General features: G+C 61.2%; 16 protein-coding genes. 9 read left to right on the top strand and 7 right to left on the bottom strand.

Features of this window, described 5'->3' with window-relative positions; genetic code table 11:
• From O7A70_RS28095 to O7A70_RS28085, 3 genes are read right to left on the bottom strand one after another with little or no spacing between them, the layout of a single operon-like run.
• Nucleotides 1-360, bottom strand: coding sequence for a hypothetical protein (locus O7A70_RS28095; RefSeq protein ID WP_337143263.1), 360 nt, complete (start codon nt 358-360; stop codon nt 1-3).
• Nucleotides 360-1,580, bottom strand: coding sequence for an NRAMP family divalent metal transporter (locus O7A70_RS28090; RefSeq protein WP_337143262.1), 1,221 nt, complete (start codon nt 1,578-1,580; stop codon nt 360-362). Before O7A70_RS28090 ends, O7A70_RS28095 begins: the two co-directional genes overlap by 1 nt.
• Nucleotides 1,577-2,080, bottom strand: a complete 504-nt coding sequence (locus O7A70_RS28085; RefSeq protein ID WP_337143261.1) for a hypothetical protein — start codon at nt 2,078-2,080, stop codon at nt 1,577-1,579. The genes O7A70_RS28090 and O7A70_RS28085 overlap by 4 nt, the downstream gene beginning before the upstream one ends.
• Nucleotides 2,081-2,481: 401 nt before the next feature.
• Between O7A70_RS28085 and O7A70_RS28080 the strand changes: the two genes are divergently transcribed.
• Nucleotides 2,482-2,832, top strand: coding sequence for a hypothetical protein (locus O7A70_RS28080; RefSeq protein WP_337143260.1), 351 nt, complete (start codon nt 2,482-2,484; stop codon nt 2,830-2,832).
• Here O7A70_RS28080 and O7A70_RS28075 read toward each other — a convergent pair whose 3' ends face one another.
• Nucleotides 2,833-3,396: a sigma-70 family RNA polymerase sigma factor gene (locus O7A70_RS28075; RefSeq protein ID WP_337143259.1), complete on the bottom strand. Its 564-nt coding sequence runs from the start codon at nt 3,394-3,396 to the stop codon at nt 2,833-2,835. It abuts the gene before it with no gap.
• Between the two features lie 641 nt (nt 3,397-4,037).
• Nucleotides 4,038-4,679 (bottom strand): LysE family translocator, encoded by a 642-nt coding sequence (locus tag O7A70_RS28070; protein ID WP_337143258.1) that lies wholly within the window; start codon nt 4,677-4,679, stop codon nt 4,038-4,040.
• Nucleotides 4,680-4,955: 276 nt separating this feature from the next.
• Between O7A70_RS28070 and O7A70_RS28065 the strand changes: the two genes are divergently transcribed.
• The 7 genes from O7A70_RS28065 to O7A70_RS28035 all read left to right on the top strand — a co-directional run bounded on the left by O7A70_RS28065 (nt 4,956) and on the right by O7A70_RS28035 (nt 13,301).
• Nucleotides 4,956-6,710, top strand: a complete 1,755-nt coding sequence (locus O7A70_RS28065) for a thiamine pyrophosphate-dependent enzyme (RefSeq protein WP_337143257.1) — start codon at nt 4,956-4,958, stop codon at nt 6,708-6,710.
• 144 nt (nt 6,711-6,854) lie between these two features.
• On the top strand, nt 6,855-7,730 hold the full coding sequence (locus O7A70_RS28060) for a cytochrome c oxidase assembly protein (RefSeq protein ID WP_337143256.1): 876 nt from the start codon (nt 6,855-6,857) through the stop codon (nt 7,728-7,730).
• Between the two features lie 17 nt (nt 7,731-7,747).
• Nucleotides 7,748-8,950 (top strand): cytochrome c oxidase subunit II, encoded by a 1,203-nt coding sequence (gene coxB / locus O7A70_RS28055; protein WP_337143255.1) that lies wholly within the window; start codon nt 7,748-7,750, stop codon nt 8,948-8,950.
• On the top strand, nt 8,947-10,887 hold the full coding sequence (gene ctaD / locus O7A70_RS28050; RefSeq protein WP_337143254.1) for a cytochrome c oxidase subunit I: 1,941 nt from the start codon (nt 8,947-8,949) through the stop codon (nt 10,885-10,887). The genes coxB and ctaD overlap by 4 nt, the downstream gene beginning before the upstream one ends.
• Nucleotides 10,884-11,486: a cytochrome c oxidase subunit 3 gene (locus O7A70_RS28045; protein WP_337143253.1), complete on the top strand. Its 603-nt coding sequence runs from the start codon at nt 10,884-10,886 to the stop codon at nt 11,484-11,486. The genes ctaD and O7A70_RS28045 overlap by 4 nt, the downstream gene beginning before the upstream one ends.
• A gap of 1 nt (nt 11,487) precedes the next feature.
• Nucleotides 11,488-11,829, top strand: coding sequence for a hypothetical protein (locus O7A70_RS28040; protein WP_337143252.1), 342 nt, complete (start codon nt 11,488-11,490; stop codon nt 11,827-11,829).
• A gap of 383 nt (nt 11,830-12,212) precedes the next feature.
• Nucleotides 12,213-13,301 (top strand): c-type cytochrome, encoded by a 1,089-nt coding sequence (locus tag O7A70_RS28035; RefSeq protein WP_337143251.1) that lies wholly within the window; start codon nt 12,213-12,215, stop codon nt 13,299-13,301.
• Here the strand turns inward: O7A70_RS28035 and O7A70_RS28030 are convergent.
• On the bottom strand, nt 13,273-13,710 hold the full coding sequence (locus O7A70_RS28030; protein WP_337143250.1) for a c-type cytochrome: 438 nt from the start codon (nt 13,708-13,710) through the stop codon (nt 13,273-13,275). The genes O7A70_RS28035 and O7A70_RS28030 overlap by 29 nt on opposite strands.
• Before the next feature lie 794 nt (nt 13,711-14,504).
• On the opposite strand from O7A70_RS28030, the gene O7A70_RS28025 reads away from it, so the two are divergent.
• On the top strand, nt 14,505-14,684 hold the full coding sequence (locus O7A70_RS28025; RefSeq protein WP_337143249.1) for a hypothetical protein: 180 nt from the start codon (nt 14,505-14,507) through the stop codon (nt 14,682-14,684).
• Nucleotides 14,685-15,121: 437 nt separating this feature from the next.
• Here O7A70_RS28025 and O7A70_RS28020 read toward each other — a convergent pair whose 3' ends face one another.
• A complete protein-coding gene (locus O7A70_RS28020; RefSeq protein ID WP_337143248.1) occupies nt 15,122-16,033 on the bottom strand; it encodes a hypothetical protein in 912 nt (303 codons plus the stop codon).
• Nucleotides 16,034-16,628: the final 595 nt, after the last annotated feature.

Genomic DNA, 16,628 nt, shown 5'->3' with positions numbered 1-16,628 from the left:
TCAAGCTCCCGGAATGCGTCCGATGATATGGTCGCGCAACCAGTCCTGCCAAGCGAAGATCGACGTCTGACGCACACCCACATCGAACTCGATGTCGGTGCCGATATCCTTCACCTTGTGCCAGGCGATCCGATGCGGTTTGCCATGGTGCTTGCCACCCAGCTTTGCCGCGAGTCGCGCCATCCATCGCCCGGGTCCCGCGCCGAGGCGACGTGCCAAAGTGATGGAGCCGAGCTCGATCGCAATGATCCTTGGCGGCTTGCCCTGCCGCAACTCCGCCACCAGCCCATCAATCTTGCCGATCTTGACCTGTTCGCGGTCGACCACCTGCTTGTCCAGGAGATCACGCAGCAATTTCATCATGTGCCTCCGAATATCTGCAGCGGGATCGTCACCACGGCCAGCACAAAGCCGAGCGCGATGATGAAGATGACCGCGGCGTTGGAGAGAGTGCCGTTGCGATGCTCGCCGACGTAGCGTTTGTCGTTCAGCAGAAACAGGAATGGAACCACGGTCAGCGGCAGGCTGGCCGCCGTCAGCGCCATGGAAAAGATGGTGAGCCTCAGCGGATCGAGACCAAGCATGATGGGGATGGCGGCAAGAAACAACGATACCGTGTACACCGCGCTGAACCCTGGGTTGTCGCGCGGCTTGCGGTCCTCGCCCCACGTCCAGCCGAAGCCTTGCGCCACGAGGTAAGCCTGCTGCAGCCCGACTTCGAGCGTAGCGCCGAAGCAGGCAATGGCGAGAGAGGCTACGAACAGGACGAAACCCCAGAAGCCGAATACCGGGATCAGCATCAACGGCAATTGGTGATAATCGTCCACCTGGTCGATGCCGTGCGTCGCCAGCACGAGGGCGGCCACGATCAGCACGCCAACCGAAATGGTGCCGCCGAAAGACATCCCCAGTCCCGCTATGGCCCGATTGGCACCGAGATAGCTCTTGTCCCACTGGTCCTCGATGGCCCCGGAGGAATAGAACATGAACAGGTACGGCGATATCGAGGCGCCGAGAATGCTGACCGCCATGAACCAGTAACTGGCGGTATCGTGGGCTGGCAGCGAAGGCACGGCGCCAGCAGCGACCGCTGTCAAATCGGGTTTCAGCATCACGGCCGCGACGACGAAACACAAGGTCACCAGACCGAGCATCGACACGCCTTTCTCGATGAGGCCGAACGTGCCTTTCCAGAGCAGCAGCCACGCCAGAAAAGCCACCGGCAACGCCCACCACTGGAAGCCTATGCCGGTCGCAAGTTCGAGTGCGATGGCAACGCCGCCGATCTCGGCGGAGAGCACCATGAGACTGAGCAAGAAGGTGGCAAGCAACGGCCACACAAAGACGTTGAAGCCAAATCGCTCGCGAATGCCATCGCAGATCGTGTGATGGCTCACCGCCGCGAACCTGCCGGCCATTTCCACCAGAAAGATGATGCAGATGGTGCCGAGCACCACGGCCCAGATCAGTTGGAAACCGAAAGTCGCGCCCGCCTGCGCCGCCGTCGCCATCGATCCGACTTCGAGGAAGCCGCCAACGCTGGTAACGACGCCGAGCGATATTTCCACGAGCTTCTTCATGGCTTCGGCGCGAAATAGTTTGCATAGGCGGCGGCCAGCGAGCGCGAGGCCAGTTGAAGATCCTGTTTTGCTTTTTGGACCCCCGCTCGATTGCCTGCCTGCAATCCCGCCTCGGCGTGAGCCACCGCGACCGACAGATCCTTGACCGCTGCCGCCAATGCAGCCCGCTCCGCGGGTTCGGCCGTTTCGGCCGATTGGATTTGCGCCTCGGCATCGGCCAGTGTCTTGCCGATCGATTGCAGCGTGCCGGCGGTATATGCGAACGGCGCCGCCCCGCTTGTCCAGGCATCGAGCACCATCGATACGGTCTGTGCGGCGGCGGCCGCGGTTTGGGATTGCTGCTCGATCCTATCGGAAGACGAGCATCCCGCCGAAACACCCAAAAGCAACAGGGCGCACAGATAATCCAGCCTGAGATGACGGCCACTGAAGGTCAAAGCCGGCGTTTGGTGCGCCACAAGAATAGTCTCCCAGCCATCGAAGCAAATCGTGATCGGCATGAATTGATCTAGTGTGCCCCGCATGCCCGTCAATCAACGCCGATCGCACGGGTGCCGATCGCAAGATATGGGCCGTGACAGGGAACCGTCGGCCAGGACCGAAACCAACTCAAGCGGAACAAAGGATCGCTTCTGGGATTTGAAATACGAGGGGCGGCGAGCCGACCTCAACCCGTCCTGATCACCGCATCAACGTGGATAGACTGCTGGCACGGAGGATTCGGCAATGCCTCGTCTCATAGTCTGGATAGCGATTGTGGCGGTCGTGATCATCGCGGCCTGGTTCTGGTTCAGCGGCCACAAAGCGCAAAACGGGAGCCAACCCGCGCCCCACGCGATAGACCAGAACGGCTAGTTCAATCCTGCTCGGCCGCGCCTGGAGGGTTCTCGATCCTGTATTCATGGATAATGCCGAGTACCTGATTTCTCACTGTCTCGCGCGTTTCGGGCTGAATGAAAGGAATCGGCCGGTCGACCGTTTCAACGACCGCCCGCGGCAGATCCGCAACCGCATCGGTGAGCTCGCTGATCGCCACACTAGGATTAAGGATCGCCATCTATTGTCAAGAGAATATGATGTCTCGTCGAGCGATGATACCATGGCCTCGCGTATCGACATGGCGGTGGATCAGGAGATTACCTCCCTTTTGGCCGCCATGGAGCAGGAACAGGTCCCAGACCGCCTGACCAAGCTGGCGATGGAGCTACAAAATGCGCTGATCGAGAAACGCCGGCGCGAAGTGAAGAATTGATTATCTGCGGCTGTCGACCTCGATATCGAGTCGACCATGTGACAGGTGATTTCGTCCCTCTATCAATGTCTGCAGCGAACTCTCCCCAAGGAACTCCAGGACGTTGGCACGGGCACGGTTCAGCCGGCTTTTGACCGTCCCTACCGCGCAGCCGCATATCTCGGCCGTTTCCTCATAGCTTACTCCCAGAACGCCGATCAGCATCAGAACCTCGCGTTGGTGTTCAGGTAGCCTTTGAATGGCGCCGTGAACTTCCTTGCTCTGAACGCTCCATTCCTGGGTGGCTTCCGAAATCGGTCTGGAAGATGCACAGTCGAGCAGGCCAGGCGCTTCCCGGGCAGCGATCTTGACCCGGGTATAGTAAGTGTTGCGCATGATGGTGAAGAGCCAAGACTTCATGCGCGTCCCGGGCTCGAACTTGTCGATGTTGGCGAGCCCCTTGGTCAGCGTCTCCTGCACCAGATCGTCGGCATCGTCGGGGACGCGGCAGAAGGTACGCGCGAAAGCCCGCAGGGCAGGTATCAGGTCAACGATGGAAACTTCATTGGTTTCCTGATCGGCCAATGGTCCAGATCCCGGAAGAAGGTGTGTGAACGCAGTCCCAGCTAAATGCATGGAAATTGGGTTCGTTCCCCGCGATGAGATAACTCTTCGGAGATTCTGCACAGGCGGCGATATCTGTGATCGACAGAGCGTGCGCCGCGCGCCCATTCTTCTGCGGGAAGGCCGTGCGCCGGCAGTTGACGCCCTGAGTGCTTCAACCATCCAGCATCGACCGAGGACCTGCCGTGACCAAATCCGCCCGTCGCTCAGCACGCCAATCGGCAAAAGGACGAGATCAAACATCGCACACGGAAATGGCGGTGAATCTGTACCGGATCGTCGGAGAAGAAGGGCCCGCTTTCACCACAGCGCACGGACCCCTGTCTCCGATGATCAAAACACGTTGCGGAGCGGTGAACGACGCACGATGACCTGCCGCCGTGGCCGGCGCTCAGCCGATGGCGGTGATTTCGTCTGACGCGTTCCTTTCGGCGGAGCCGAAATTGCAGGCAAGCGCTCGGCTCCGTTATGGGGAAGGGCTCCGCGCCGTTCTGGAGAGGCTTGTGTTGGCGCCGCGCGATTGAGACAGCGGGACAACGAACTTGCAGGGAACCGGACCGCCAATGTCGAGCTTGTTCGGCCCGAAGCATCCATCCGTTTCGTCAGCGGTTTGCACTGCCGCCGATCACCATTCGCATGCCGAGGCCAATGATGAAACAGCCAGCAAGCCGCTGCTGCCAAAGCTTAGCGCGAGGGTGCCGCATGATCCATGCGCCGATCGCGCCGGATGCCAGGGCGTAGGTCCCCAAGACCAGCACGCCCGTTGTCTTCTGCGTCGCGCCGAGCAGCACCAGTTGTAGCGTGACGGAGCCCCTGTGCGGATCGACAAATTGCGGCAGAAACGCAACCATGAACATCAAAGGCCAGGGATTGCTCAGATTGGCGATCATTCCTTCGCGGGCGGCGGCAAGCGGCCGCAGGACCTTGATGTCACCGGCGGCAATTGTTGCGGAGGACGAAAGCAGCAGCCGGATACCGAGCCAGACGATATAGGCCGCACCAGCCCATCGAAGCAGGTTGAACGCTAGGGAAGAGGCGTGGATAAGCGAGGACAGGCCAAATGCAACCAGGGGAAGCTGGATCAGTCCTGCGCCCAACGTCATCCCGGCCACGGTGAACAGAGCAACGCCGCGCCCTTGTCCGATGCCGCGGGCCATCACAAGCATGCTGTCGGGGCCAGGCGGCACCTGCATGACAATGACGGTTCCGACGAAAGCTAGCCACAATGAAGGGTCGATTGGCATCTGCGTTCGCGCTTCCCAGGATGTCAAACCGGCCAGCGTTCATCAGGTTCCCGTGGCAACCGAAATGTCGCTATGCGACGAACTTAGGGACCTGGACACGAGCCATCGAGTGGAACGCTGCTGCGCCGCCCCGACAACGCACCACGTCGAGGACGTTCGAGTAGATTGAATGGTTTTTTCTGAGGGTTCGCTTCGGAACCGTGTCACGATTCCTTGTGGCGAAGGAACCAACTCGGAGTTCACCGGTTCGGCGTCATCCACCGGAATCATCGCGCCATGCCAAATGCAGCTGAAATTCTCGTCGACACACTCATCGCCTGGGACGTGGAGGTGGTGTTCGGCTTGCCGGGAGACGGCATAAACGGCGTCATGGAGGCGCTACGCACCCGGCGGGACAAGATAGCCTTCGTACAGGTCCGGCACGAAGAGTCGGCTGCCTTCATGGCGTGCGCCTACGCCAAATGGACAGGAAAGCTAGGTGTCTGCCTGGCAACGTCCGGCCCCGGCGGGACGCATCTTCTGACCGGCCTTTATGACGCCAAGCTCGATCAAGCTCCGGTGCTTGCGATCACGGGCATGCAGTTCCACGATCTGATCGAGACGTTCACGCAGCAGGATGTCGATCTGACGCGCGTGTTCAACGATGTCTCCGTCTACAACGCCCATGTCAGCGATGCCGCGCATATGGAAAACGTTGCCAGCCTCGCCTGCCGAACCGCGCTTGCGCGTAAGGGCGTCGCCCATCTTTCGATTGCCAGTGACGTGCAGGAGCAAGAGGGCGATCCCTCAAAGCGCAGCAAACGCAACCGCCCGGCGCACACGCCGCAGCAAATGTTCGCCGGCCACACCATGCCGCTGGACGCCGAGCTTGACGAAGCAGCCGCCATTCTGAACGGCGCCTCGCGAGTGACGATCCTGGCCGGACGCGGCGCCATCGGCGCGGCCGCGGAACTCGAACATACCGCGCGTCTGCTGCAGGCACCTGTCGCGAAGGCCTTGCTGGGCAAGGCGGTGCTGCCCGACGACCATCCTCACACGACCGGCGGGATAGGCATCCTCGGAACCCTGGCTTCACAAGAAGCGATGGAGACATGCGACGCCGTGCTGATCGTCGGTTCCACTTTCCCGTACATCGAATACTACCCCAAGCCCGGGCAGGCCCGTGGCGTCCAGATCGACTGCGATGCGCAGCGCATTGGCCTGCGCTTTCCGGTCGAGGCCGGTCTTGTCGGGGACGCCGCCGAGACATTGCGCGCCCTCAATCAACGTCTGACCCAAAAGCCTTCCGGTGAATTCCTGCAACACTCCCAGGAAACTATGAGGAGATGGCGCCAGATGATGAGGCAATCCGAAGACGCGCGGGCGCATCCGCTGAAGCCGCAAACGATTGCCCGGGCGTTCGGCCAAAGACTGGCCGACGACACGGTGCTGGCCACCGACTCCGGTCAGAACACGGAGCTTGCCGCCCGCCATGTTGATCTTCGAAGCGGCCAGGCGTTCGGCGTATCCGGGTCGCTTGCATCCATGGCTTGCGGCCTTACCTATGCCATCGCCGCCGGCATTGCATTTCCCGGTCGACCGATCGCCGCTATTGTCGGAGACGGAGGTTTTGCCATGCAGCTTGGCGAATTCTCGACGGCGGTGCGCTACAAGATTCCGTTGAAGATTCTGGTCATCAAGAACAATATGCTCAATCAGATCGCCTGGGAGCAGATGATGTTTCTGGGTAACCCGCAATTCGGTTGCGAACTGCAGCCGATCGATTTTGCCAAGGCGGCGGAAGCGATGGGCGCAAGCGGTTTCCATATCGAGCGGGCCGATCAAATCGAGACCGTTCTTGACAAGGCCTTCGCAACCGAAGGTCCGGTCGTGATCGAAGCGCTGGTCGATGCCTATGAGCCGCTGATGCCGCCCAGGATGTCGTCCGATTATTCCAAGAATTTCCGCCAGGCCTTGCCACAAACGCCAGGGCACGAACGCATTGAAGAAAATATCGGCCGGGAGCCGGCGAAGTCGATGATGGATGCCTAGGGAATTCCAGCGAAAGTGCGAAGGGGCTTTGCGGCCGGAATTACGCAAACAAAGGGATAGAGCATTGGATGCGAACCTGTTTTCGCCGGAAATACTCTGGAGCCGCGAAATGCAGCCAGGAGAGCAATGCCCCAGAGGCGGAGAATGAGCTTCGACGCACTCTTCTCGACTTCTATCTGCTATGGCAGCGGCGCCCCGCAAGCCGGTTGGACGCTGGCGTTTCCGATTACATTTCCGCTCGCGGCGGTGGTGTCGCTGTACATTGCGGGCGCCAGCCGGCTCTGGCGCAGGAGCGGACGGGGACGTCCTTTGCGGTCGCGGCAGGCCTTGCTGTTTTTCGCCGGCTGGGCCGCACTGGCGGTCGCGCTTGTAAGCCCGATCCATGCGTTGGGCGAACATGTGTTTGCCGCTCACATGGTCGAGCACGAACTGCTGATGGCCATCGCGGCACCGCTGCTGGTCGCTTCCCGCCCGATGGCGGCGATGATGTGGGCGCTGCCCGCGCGGCTGCGCCAGACGGTCGGTACGGCTGGGCACACAAACACATTTCAGGTGATCTGGACTGTCATGAGCCGCCCTGTGGTCGCGACTTTCCTGCACGGGACCGCGATATGGGTATGGCATGTTCCCGCGCTGTTTGAGGCTGCCCTCCAGCAGGGTTTGCTGCACTATGCCCAGCACGCGAGTTTCCTCGGCACCGGGCTCTTGTTCTGGTGGGTGCAGTTGCCCCGCCCTGGCCGCGAGCAAGACTGTGGGGGTGCGGTCATGCATCTCTTCTTCACCTCGCTGCACACCGGCTTGCTCGGGGCATTGTTCGTCGTCTCGCCCAGGCTGTGGTACCCGGAAAATACCATCGGTTCGAAATTGTGGGGTCTCAGCCCAATCGAGGATCAGCAATTGGCGGGCCTGTTGATGTGGATCCCTGCCGGCGTGATCTATGGCGGAGCCGCACTGCTGCTGGCCGCGTTTTGGATTGAAACAAGCGGGCGGCGGCAGGCTTCGCACCTGCCCATCATCTAGAGGCGCGCTTCCGCGGTATGCTGAAGAACGGCCGCCCCTCGCCTTCCAGTTCGCGCCTTTCTCTGGTGCAGCGGTGTTGCCAAGCATCCTTTTGCAACCAGCCGCGTTGTGGCCTCGGCAACGATGGTGGATCCTTCATGGCAAGGTGCGTCAGTCCGGTGGCCCGCCTTCGCAAGCGGAAACGACCGCTGATGCCGCTCACCAACACATGGCCAAAACAGTGGGCCAGCACAGCGCCAATGTTGGTTCTGGCTGGATGCGGCGACTGGCAGTCCGCGCTCCATCCACATGGTGCGAATGCCGGAAGGATATTTGACCTGATCTGGTCCTTCAGCGCGGTTGCGGCTGGCACATGGCTGCTTGTCATGCTGGCCTTGGCGGCAGCGCTTCTGCGTCGCCGCCTGACCGAGACAACGCATTTGCCACTTGAGATCGACTCCCGTCAGGAACGCCGGTTTACGCGCCTTGTCGCAAGCGCCATCGCTTTGACCGTTCTGGTGCTCGTCATACTGACGACAATGAGCTTTTTCGCGGGCAAATCCATTGCTTCGCTGAGCGGAACGGAAACGCTTACCGTCCGGATCACCGGGCACCAATGGTGGTGGGAGGTCCGTTACCTCAAGCATGAACCGTCGCAAGGGATTGTGACGGCAAACGAAATCCATATCCCGGTTGGAGAGCCGGTCAAGGTCGAGCTCGATTCGCTCGATGTCATTCATAGCTTCTGGGTGCCAAGCCTTGCCGGCAAAAGGGATCTCATCCCGGGCCGGCCGAGCGAGCTCACGCTTATCGCGGATAAACCCGGAACCTATCGCGGCCAATGCGCCGAGTTCTGCGGCTATCAGCACGCCCACATGGCCATCACCGTCGTCGCGGAAAGCCGCGAAGCGTTCGATGCGTGGCGATCCAGACAGGACGCCGCGGCACCCGCGCCCGCCAGCGACGAAGAACGCCGCGGCCAGCGGGCTTTTCTTTCCACCGGCTGTGCACTCTGCCACACGATAAGAGGCACACCGGCCAGCGGAACGCTTGGACCTGATCTTACCCATCTCGCAAGCCGCCGCGCACTGGCTGCGGACACCTTGGCCATGACCCCAGGGGCGCTTGCTGCCTGGATAGCCGATCCGCAGTCCATGAAGCCCGGCGCCAAGATGCCGCGCATTGCCCTCAGCGCCGATGATCTCAACGCCGTCGTCACCTATCTTGGAAGCCTTGAATGAGCGGCGTTGCGGGAACGTCAGCCGAGCATGAACAGGAGGTGCTGAAAGGCGTGCGGGACACCGGCCTCGATGAGGCGAGGCTGCGCGCCTTTCTGGCGCATGCCTGGCGAACGCCGAAGGGCCTCTACGGCTGGCTGGTCACTGTCGATCACAAGCTGATCGGCCGGCGCTATATCGTCACGGCTTTCCTGTTCCTCATCGTTGCAGGTCTGTCCGCGCTGGCGATGCGGTTCCAGCTTGCCCAGCCCGAAGCCGGCTACATCGGTCCCGATCTCTACAACCAGCTGTTCACCATGCATGGCACGACCATGATGTTTCTGTTCGCCGTGCCGGTGATGGAGGCGTTCGCCATCTACCTGGTGCCGCTGATGATCGGCACCCGAAATGTCGCCTTCCCGCGCCTCAATGCCTTCAGCTACTGGGTCTATCTTTTTGGCGGGCTGATGATCTGGATCGCCTTTGCCTTCGAAACTGGCGCCGACGCCGGCTGGTTCTCCTATGTTCCGCTCGCCGGACCTGAATACGGCATCGGCAAGCGCCCCGATTTCTGGGCGCAGATGGTAACTTATACGGAAGTGTCCGCACTCGCGGTCGCGGTCGAGATCATTGCGACAGTGTTCAAACAACGCGCGCCGGGCATGTCGCTCGACCGCATCCCGCTCTATGTCTGGTCGGTCCTCGTCACCGCTTTCGTCATACTGTTCGCCATGCCCGCGGTGATGGTATCAAGCACGATGCTGATCCTCGACCGGTTGGTCGGCACGAAATTTTTCGACCCGGCCGCAGGGGGCGATGCACTGCTGTGGCAGCATCTGTTCTGGTTCTTCGGCCATCCCGAGGTCTACATCATCTTCATTCCGGCGGCCGGCTTTGTCTCCGCGATCCTGCCGACCTTCGCCCGGCGCCCGGTCTTCGGCTATCTCGGGATCGTGCTGTCGCTGGTCGCGATCGGCTTCCTCTCCTTTGGCCTGTGGGTGCACCACATGTTCGCCACCGGTCTGCCTCAGCTCGGCGAGAGCTTCTTCACCGCTTCCTCGATGATGATCGCCATTCCGAGCGGCATTCAGATCTTCTGCTGGATTGCGACGATCTGGGGCGGCCGGCCGAGCTTCGCCACGCCCATGCTTTTCGTGCTCGGCTTCATCTTCACCTTCGTGATCGGCGGACTGACCGGGGTCATGGTCGCCTCGGTACCGCTCGACCTGCAGGTGCACGACACCTATTTCGTGGTTGCCCATTTCCATTACGTGCTGGTCGGCGGCGCCGTCTTTCCCCTGCTCGGCGCCGTCTATTACTGGTTTCCCAAGATCACCGGCCGCATGCTGTCTGAAAGGCTCGGCCGCTGGAATTTCTGGCTGGTCTTTCTCGGCTTCAATCTCACCTTCTTCCCCATGCATATTCTGGGTCTGCAAGGCATGCCGCGCCGTGTTTACACCTATCCGCCGGCGAGCGGCTGGGGCGAGATGAACCTCTTCATCAGCCTCTCGTCGCTGGTGGTGTTCGCCGGTTTTGCGCTTTTTTTCCTGAACATCCTGCTCAGCCTTCGCAACGGCCGCATTGCCGGAGACAATCCCTGGCAGGCGAGCACGCTCGAATGGGCGACGACTTCGCCGCCGCCCTCCTACGATTTTTCGCGGCTGCCGGTGGTAAACCATCGCGAACCGCTCTGGGCCGAGCCCGACATGCTCCCCGTCGTCGAAGGCCTGCGCGTCGATTCCCGCGAGGTGCTCGCCGGCACGGTCGCCGACGCGGTGCCGCAACTGAGGGTGCCATCGGCCGGCAATTCGATTTGGCCGCTGCTCTCGGCCATCGCGGTTGGCGGTGCATTTCTCGGCTCGATATTCACGCCATGGGCGATGGTCTGGGGTGCAATGCCGGTCTCGATTGGCTTCATCTGTTGGTTCTGGCCGAAAGGCGAACCGGAGGACGAGGAATGAGGCATCGCCCTGTCGCCGATGTCAGCCATTTGCCCACATATGATTTCGGGGCGGCGAGCCCGATGTGGTGGGGAACCCTTGCGTTCATCGCCCTTGAGGCGACGGGTTTTGCCCTGGCGATCGGCACCTATTTCTATCTGGCGGTGCTGGCCCCGCATTGGCCAACCGGAGCGCCGGCGCCAGATCTGCTGCCAGGCACGGTAGTATTGGTCATTCTGCTCGCGAGCATCGTGCCCAACCATCTGGTCGAACTTTGGGCGCGCCGTCAGGACCTCGCAAAGGTTCGTCTTGGCGTGGTCGTCATGTCGATCATCGGAATTCTTCCGCTGATCGTTCGTATCTGGGAATTTCCGGCGCTGCGGATTTCCTGGGATCAGAACGCCTACGGCTCGATCGTCTGGTTCCTGCTCGGGCTGCACACAACGCATCTTCTTACCGATGTCGGGGACACGATCGTCCTTGCGGTTCTCATGTTCACGCAAAAAGGCAAGGCCGGCCGACGCTTCAGCGACGTCTCGGACAATGCCTTCTATTGGGACTTCGTGGTCGTCTCATGGGTCGTGCTCTATCTTGTCATCTACTGGGTTCCGAGGATGTGAGATGCAGGCGATCCGCACCGGCGTTTCCTGGGCAGGCCTGGTCAGTGGACCAGCCGCGTGGGCAATAACGCTGCAGCTCGACTATTCAACCGCGTCCTGGCAATGCCACGCCAGTTTTTGGCCCACTGCCTTGTTCTCGTTGATAGGTGCCGCCGCCGCAACGGCAGGCGCGCTGCTGTCGTGGCGCGCGATTCATGACCGAGGCCATGGCACGAGCCCGCCCCTTAAGGCGCGCACTCGCATGTTTCTGGCCAGGACTTCGGTCGGCATTGGAGCGCTGTTCACGCTCGTGATGCTGACACAAATGTTGGCAGGGCTGACCTTCAGCGGGTGCGAACTGTGATGACAACGCCGGGAAGCCGGCGACTGGCCGTATGCCGCCGCGGGCGTGCGCTTTGGCCTGCCGCGGCCGCTCCAGTCCCGGCCATCATCTCTCGGGCAGTCGCGATCGCCGTGGCATCGTTGGCGCTTTGTACCCACCTGCCGGCGAGCGAAATCCAGAAGGGTGAATATCTTACCAGGGCGGCCGACTGCATCGGCTGCCACACATCCAATCCCAGCCGCCCGTTCGCCGGAGGCTATCGCGTCCCGACACCGTTTGGCGATGTCTATTCCACCAACATCACACCGGATCTCGAGACGGGCATCGGACGCTATTCCGCGGACGAGTTCGTGCGAGCCGTCCAGCAAGGCGTCAGGCGTGACGGGGCCGACCTTTATCCCGCCATGCCCTATGACAGCTTCGCCGCGATGAGCCGCGAGGACGTGCTCGCGATCCGGTCCTATCTGCTGGCGCAGTCGCCGATCTCCCAGCCGCGCCCGGCAAACATCCTGCCCTTTCCGTTCAACCAGCGATGGACACTGGCGCTATGGAAGCTCGCGAACTTGCACAGCGGCAGTTTCATGCCAGATCGGAGCCGAACCGCCGCATGGAACAGAGGGGCCTATCTCGTCGAAGTGCTCGGTCACTGCGGTGCCTGTCACACGCCGCGAAATACGACATTCGGCATGGATGACAATCGCAAGCTTGCTGGCGGCAGCGCCGGCATCTGGCAAGCCTTCAACATCACCAGTGACAAGATCGCAGGCGTGGGCGGCTGGAGCGATGAAGAGCTGTTCCGGTTTCTCAAGACCGGCGCCATGCCCGGAAAGGCATATGCAAGCGGCCCGATGGCGGAAACGGTCATGAACAGCTTGCAACACCTGTCGGACGACGACATCCATGCCATGGTCGCTTATCTCAGGGATGTGCCCGCACGACCCGGGGACGAGAGGCAGCCGCGTTTTTCATGGGGCAATGTGCCCACGATCGCGGACAATGCTGGAACCAAGGCGCAAGGTAGCGGAACCGCGGCCGGCGGCGATCTCTATCGATCGCTCTGTTCGGGGTGCCACGGGGCGAATGGAGAGGGATCAGCGGACGGCACCCCATCGCTGACCCACAACACCTCCCCCGGTGCGGCCGTGCCTGACAATGTCGTCATGACGATCCTTGAAGGCGTCAAGGCTGGTGACGTCGCGGGCCGCAAATCAATGGCGGCCTTCGCCGGCTGGTTGGACGACGCCCAGGTAGCGATACTCGCAAATTATGTGACCGCGCAATTCGGTAATCCGGAAGCGAGCGTTACGGCGGCCGACGTGCGCCAGATGCGGGCCGGCACGTCGACAGAGCAGACAGTCATGCTTCTGGCGGGACAGGCGCTGGCGGCCAGCGGCGCCGGTTTGCTACTCGGCCTGCTGCTTCTGCTGGCAAAACGCCTGCGGCCAAGAATGCGCTCAACGCGTCTCATGTTCGGGCATAGAGATAGGCGGTGATGTCGCGCGCCTCCTGGGGCGACAGATTTGTGTTGGGCATGGCCGTTCTGGGATCGACATCGCGCGCCCTGCTGATCCAACGCATCATCGCGTCTGGGGATGTTCGCGACGCCCCGACATATTCTCTCTCGGCGATGCCTCGCAGGGACGGACCGACGGTGCCACGGGCACCAGGCACCCCGGGAATTTCGTGGCATCCGCCACAGCCATTGCGGATGATGGCCGGCACGGCACGTTCAGGATCCCCACCGACCGCTTGCAGAATGGCGGTTTCTCGCTGGCTGTTGCTGCGGATCAGGCCGATGGCGCAGATCGCTAAAACAATGACGACAAGCACCGATATGCCTTCCACCCGCCGAAGGGCGGATGTCACTTGCTTGGAAACAGCTTCTCGACGCATCTGCTCCATTCCATCACGCGGTTTCTCCCTCGCTTTTGAAGGTCGCATAACCAAACGTAATCCAACCAAGCATGTTCCTGGAAGCAGACGGCAAGCCCGCTTGCGAGTTGTCGCAGCTTCTGGTTTCCGGGAACCAAACTCACAAGTCCTCCCGTATTGTTTCGCATGGTTCAGGGGACGTTGCATGTCGGAAGAGACTGAGGTCGAACTACCGCGGCGTTGGCAATAACCAGGTGCCGGTTGGTCGATGGGTGCTCGGAAGCTAATCGATTCTGAGACGAAGGCGCACTGGCACGACATACTCTGAAGGCCATGCGCGAGCACCGGACCGAGGAGGCTATCATGGGCAATCCCAGCAATGTCGAACTCGAGTCCTGGTCGAAAAGATGGACGCAAAGCTCCGATTCCGGCAAGTCGCCTGCGCGGCACACTTATCCGTTCGTTTTGTGCTTTGCTTGTTCGAGCGGTCACTGTCCGAGATCAGCTTTTCGACGCACCGGCCGAGGCATTGCGGCTGCACGCCGAGCTCGGGAACTCGGTGGTCGATATCGTCGCCGATGCCGGACATATGATTTACCGGACGGCCCCACAGGTGGTTCTTGCATGATCGACAAGATCGCCGCTCGTCGATCGGCCGCGACGCGAAGCTGAGCGGCCGACAAGCCGCCGCCTGCCGGAACTGGCCGACGGACACTGCCGTGCAACTGGCCTCGGTGCGGAACCTTCCGACCCGCGCTGCAACAGGCCGGCACGGAACCAAATAGCATGGTGAGCGTTTGGGGCGATCAATGAGGACTGCCCCCATGGCCGAGGACGATGACGAGCGCCGCCGCCAGCTCCAAACGGCAAAGGAACGGCATGTAGACTGGCTTGTGCGGAAAACCGGCATTACAAATACCCAGGGCCATGAGCTAATTGATTTGCTCGGCGTCGGCAGTCTGTCATCGCTGGTGCGCGAAGCGGTCTTGCTGGCGAAAAAGTAGCAGCGTTGCGGCGAAGCTATCGGCCCGGTTGAAGGCAAAACCACCGGCGCCTGGCCTTCGCGGGCCTGATGATCGACGGAAAGCGCAAGTGGCGGCCGGATGCCAAGGATGGTCGCGAGTCGGCGTTAAACATGCGTCTTGCTCCAGTCCCCAGCGATCGTCGGATCATCCTCGCCCTCGGCGCAACGCTGACGAGGCCAGGCAACGCCGGTCAACAATAGGCAAAGGTGCCCCTATGAAAAATGAAAGGCGTCAGGAGGAATGGAGGTAAGACCGGCAAGGCGAGGCTGGGCCAAACATCACCACAGCACGTTCGCTCTGGCGGACACTCTCGACCGGCCGACTTTGATTTCGACTACCACGTTCCACCAAAGACGAACGCCCGCCGGCAAGCCGACGGGCGAATTTGGGCGGGCAACGGCAGCGGCGCTGGCGGGTCAGTCGCGAACGAACAGAGCCTCGTCTTCATCGCGCTGGTTGCCGCCAAGTGCCGCGGCAACGCCGGCGATAAAAGCACCCACGATCATCGAGAGGGCGCCGACCAGCGCGAAAGTGGCGCTTGCCTTCCGGGCCGTGTCTGCGGCGGCCTTCGCCTTGTTCTTGGCGTCTTCTATTCCTGCGAGAACCGTGTCGACGCGCTTTGCGGCATCGGCCTCCGAAAGCCCGGTGCGGGATGCGACCAGTTTCGCAAGATAAGTCTTGTCGTCGGCCGATACCGCGCCCCTGGAAGCGCTCGCAACAAGGATGCGGGTCGCCTGAGCGGTCGCGCTGGCATCGTTCTGGCCAGCAGGAGCGGCGGTTCCGCTATTGGCTGGCCGGAACAGCGCATCGACGAAGTAGCCTAAGCTGTTATTGTCGCTCGCGCCGCCCGCGGCATTCGTGGCGGCGGAAGTAGCGCCCGCAGCCATGCCCGAGGCGACGTTGGACGTGGCCTGCACACCCGCCCCGATCGTTGCCGATAAAGCCGAGCCGAAGACTCCCGCAACCAGCAGCGTTGCTAAGGCCCAGGCAAGGAAGCCGTGCGCGGTATCGCGAAAGTAGACTTCATCATCGTGAACGCCGACCCATTTCGTGCGCAGGCGGCCGGTAAGATAACCGCCTAACCCGGCCGAGAGCCATTGCACGACGACCAGCCATACGGCGGCCGAAACCGCGAAAGTGGTGACCGACGCACTTGCGCCGGTCCAGGGTGAAACCATCGTCAGTCCCAGTCCCGAGCCAATTAGCATCAGGATTATCGTCAGCGTCGACGCAGCAAAAGCACCCGCAATGATCGGTGCCCAGCTTACGGCGGATGACGACGACTCCCTTGCGCCGGAAACTTCAATGTCAGCAACTGCGGGGTTCATCTGGAGCTCCTAGCGCGCGAACAGCATGAGCAGAATGATGATCGGAATTGGAACTCCGAGCAGCCAAAGCAATATACCGCGACCCATGGCGACCTCCTGTATTGTCGAGACGAATACCAATTCCCGGAATTGGTTTTCGTTCCAAAGGTCTAGTCACCCAGATCAACGACAGAATGGAGATTTGTTTAGCCGATCCGGCGCCTCGCATTGCCCGCCCGCGCCCAGGAGCGCGGCCGACAAAATCCAATAGGCCGCGTCCTAAAGACGGTGCCGAAGTGAGGCCAACTTAACGACGGGACATTGGTTCCACCTTGAAGGAGATGGGACTCGAATCCAAGGAATGGGTGGCAACTCAGCCTTCCGCCACCAGACCTGCGAGACCAGCAGCGTCATCGGGCTGCCGACGACAGCCGGATTCGGTGAATTGCCCTATTTTCCCGTTTTACTGCTGGCCCTTTTGGCGATGCGGCTGGCACGACGCTATGGACGCCGTCCTGCAATTGCGTTTGCCGCCTCTAGGAAGGTCGCCGCCGAGAGGTCTTCTGGTGCCTTCCGGGCCAAAAGCCGCGCTCTGCATGATAGACCAAATTTAATG

This window comes from Mesorhizobium sp. Cs1299R1N1 (assembly GCF_037179655.1).
GTDB classification, from domain to species: Bacteria; Pseudomonadota; Alphaproteobacteria; order Rhizobiales; family Rhizobiaceae; genus Mesorhizobium; species Mesorhizobium salmacidum.
The sequence above is the reverse complement of the archived record's forward strand: the minus strand, read 5'-3'. Positions and strand labels throughout refer to the sequence as shown.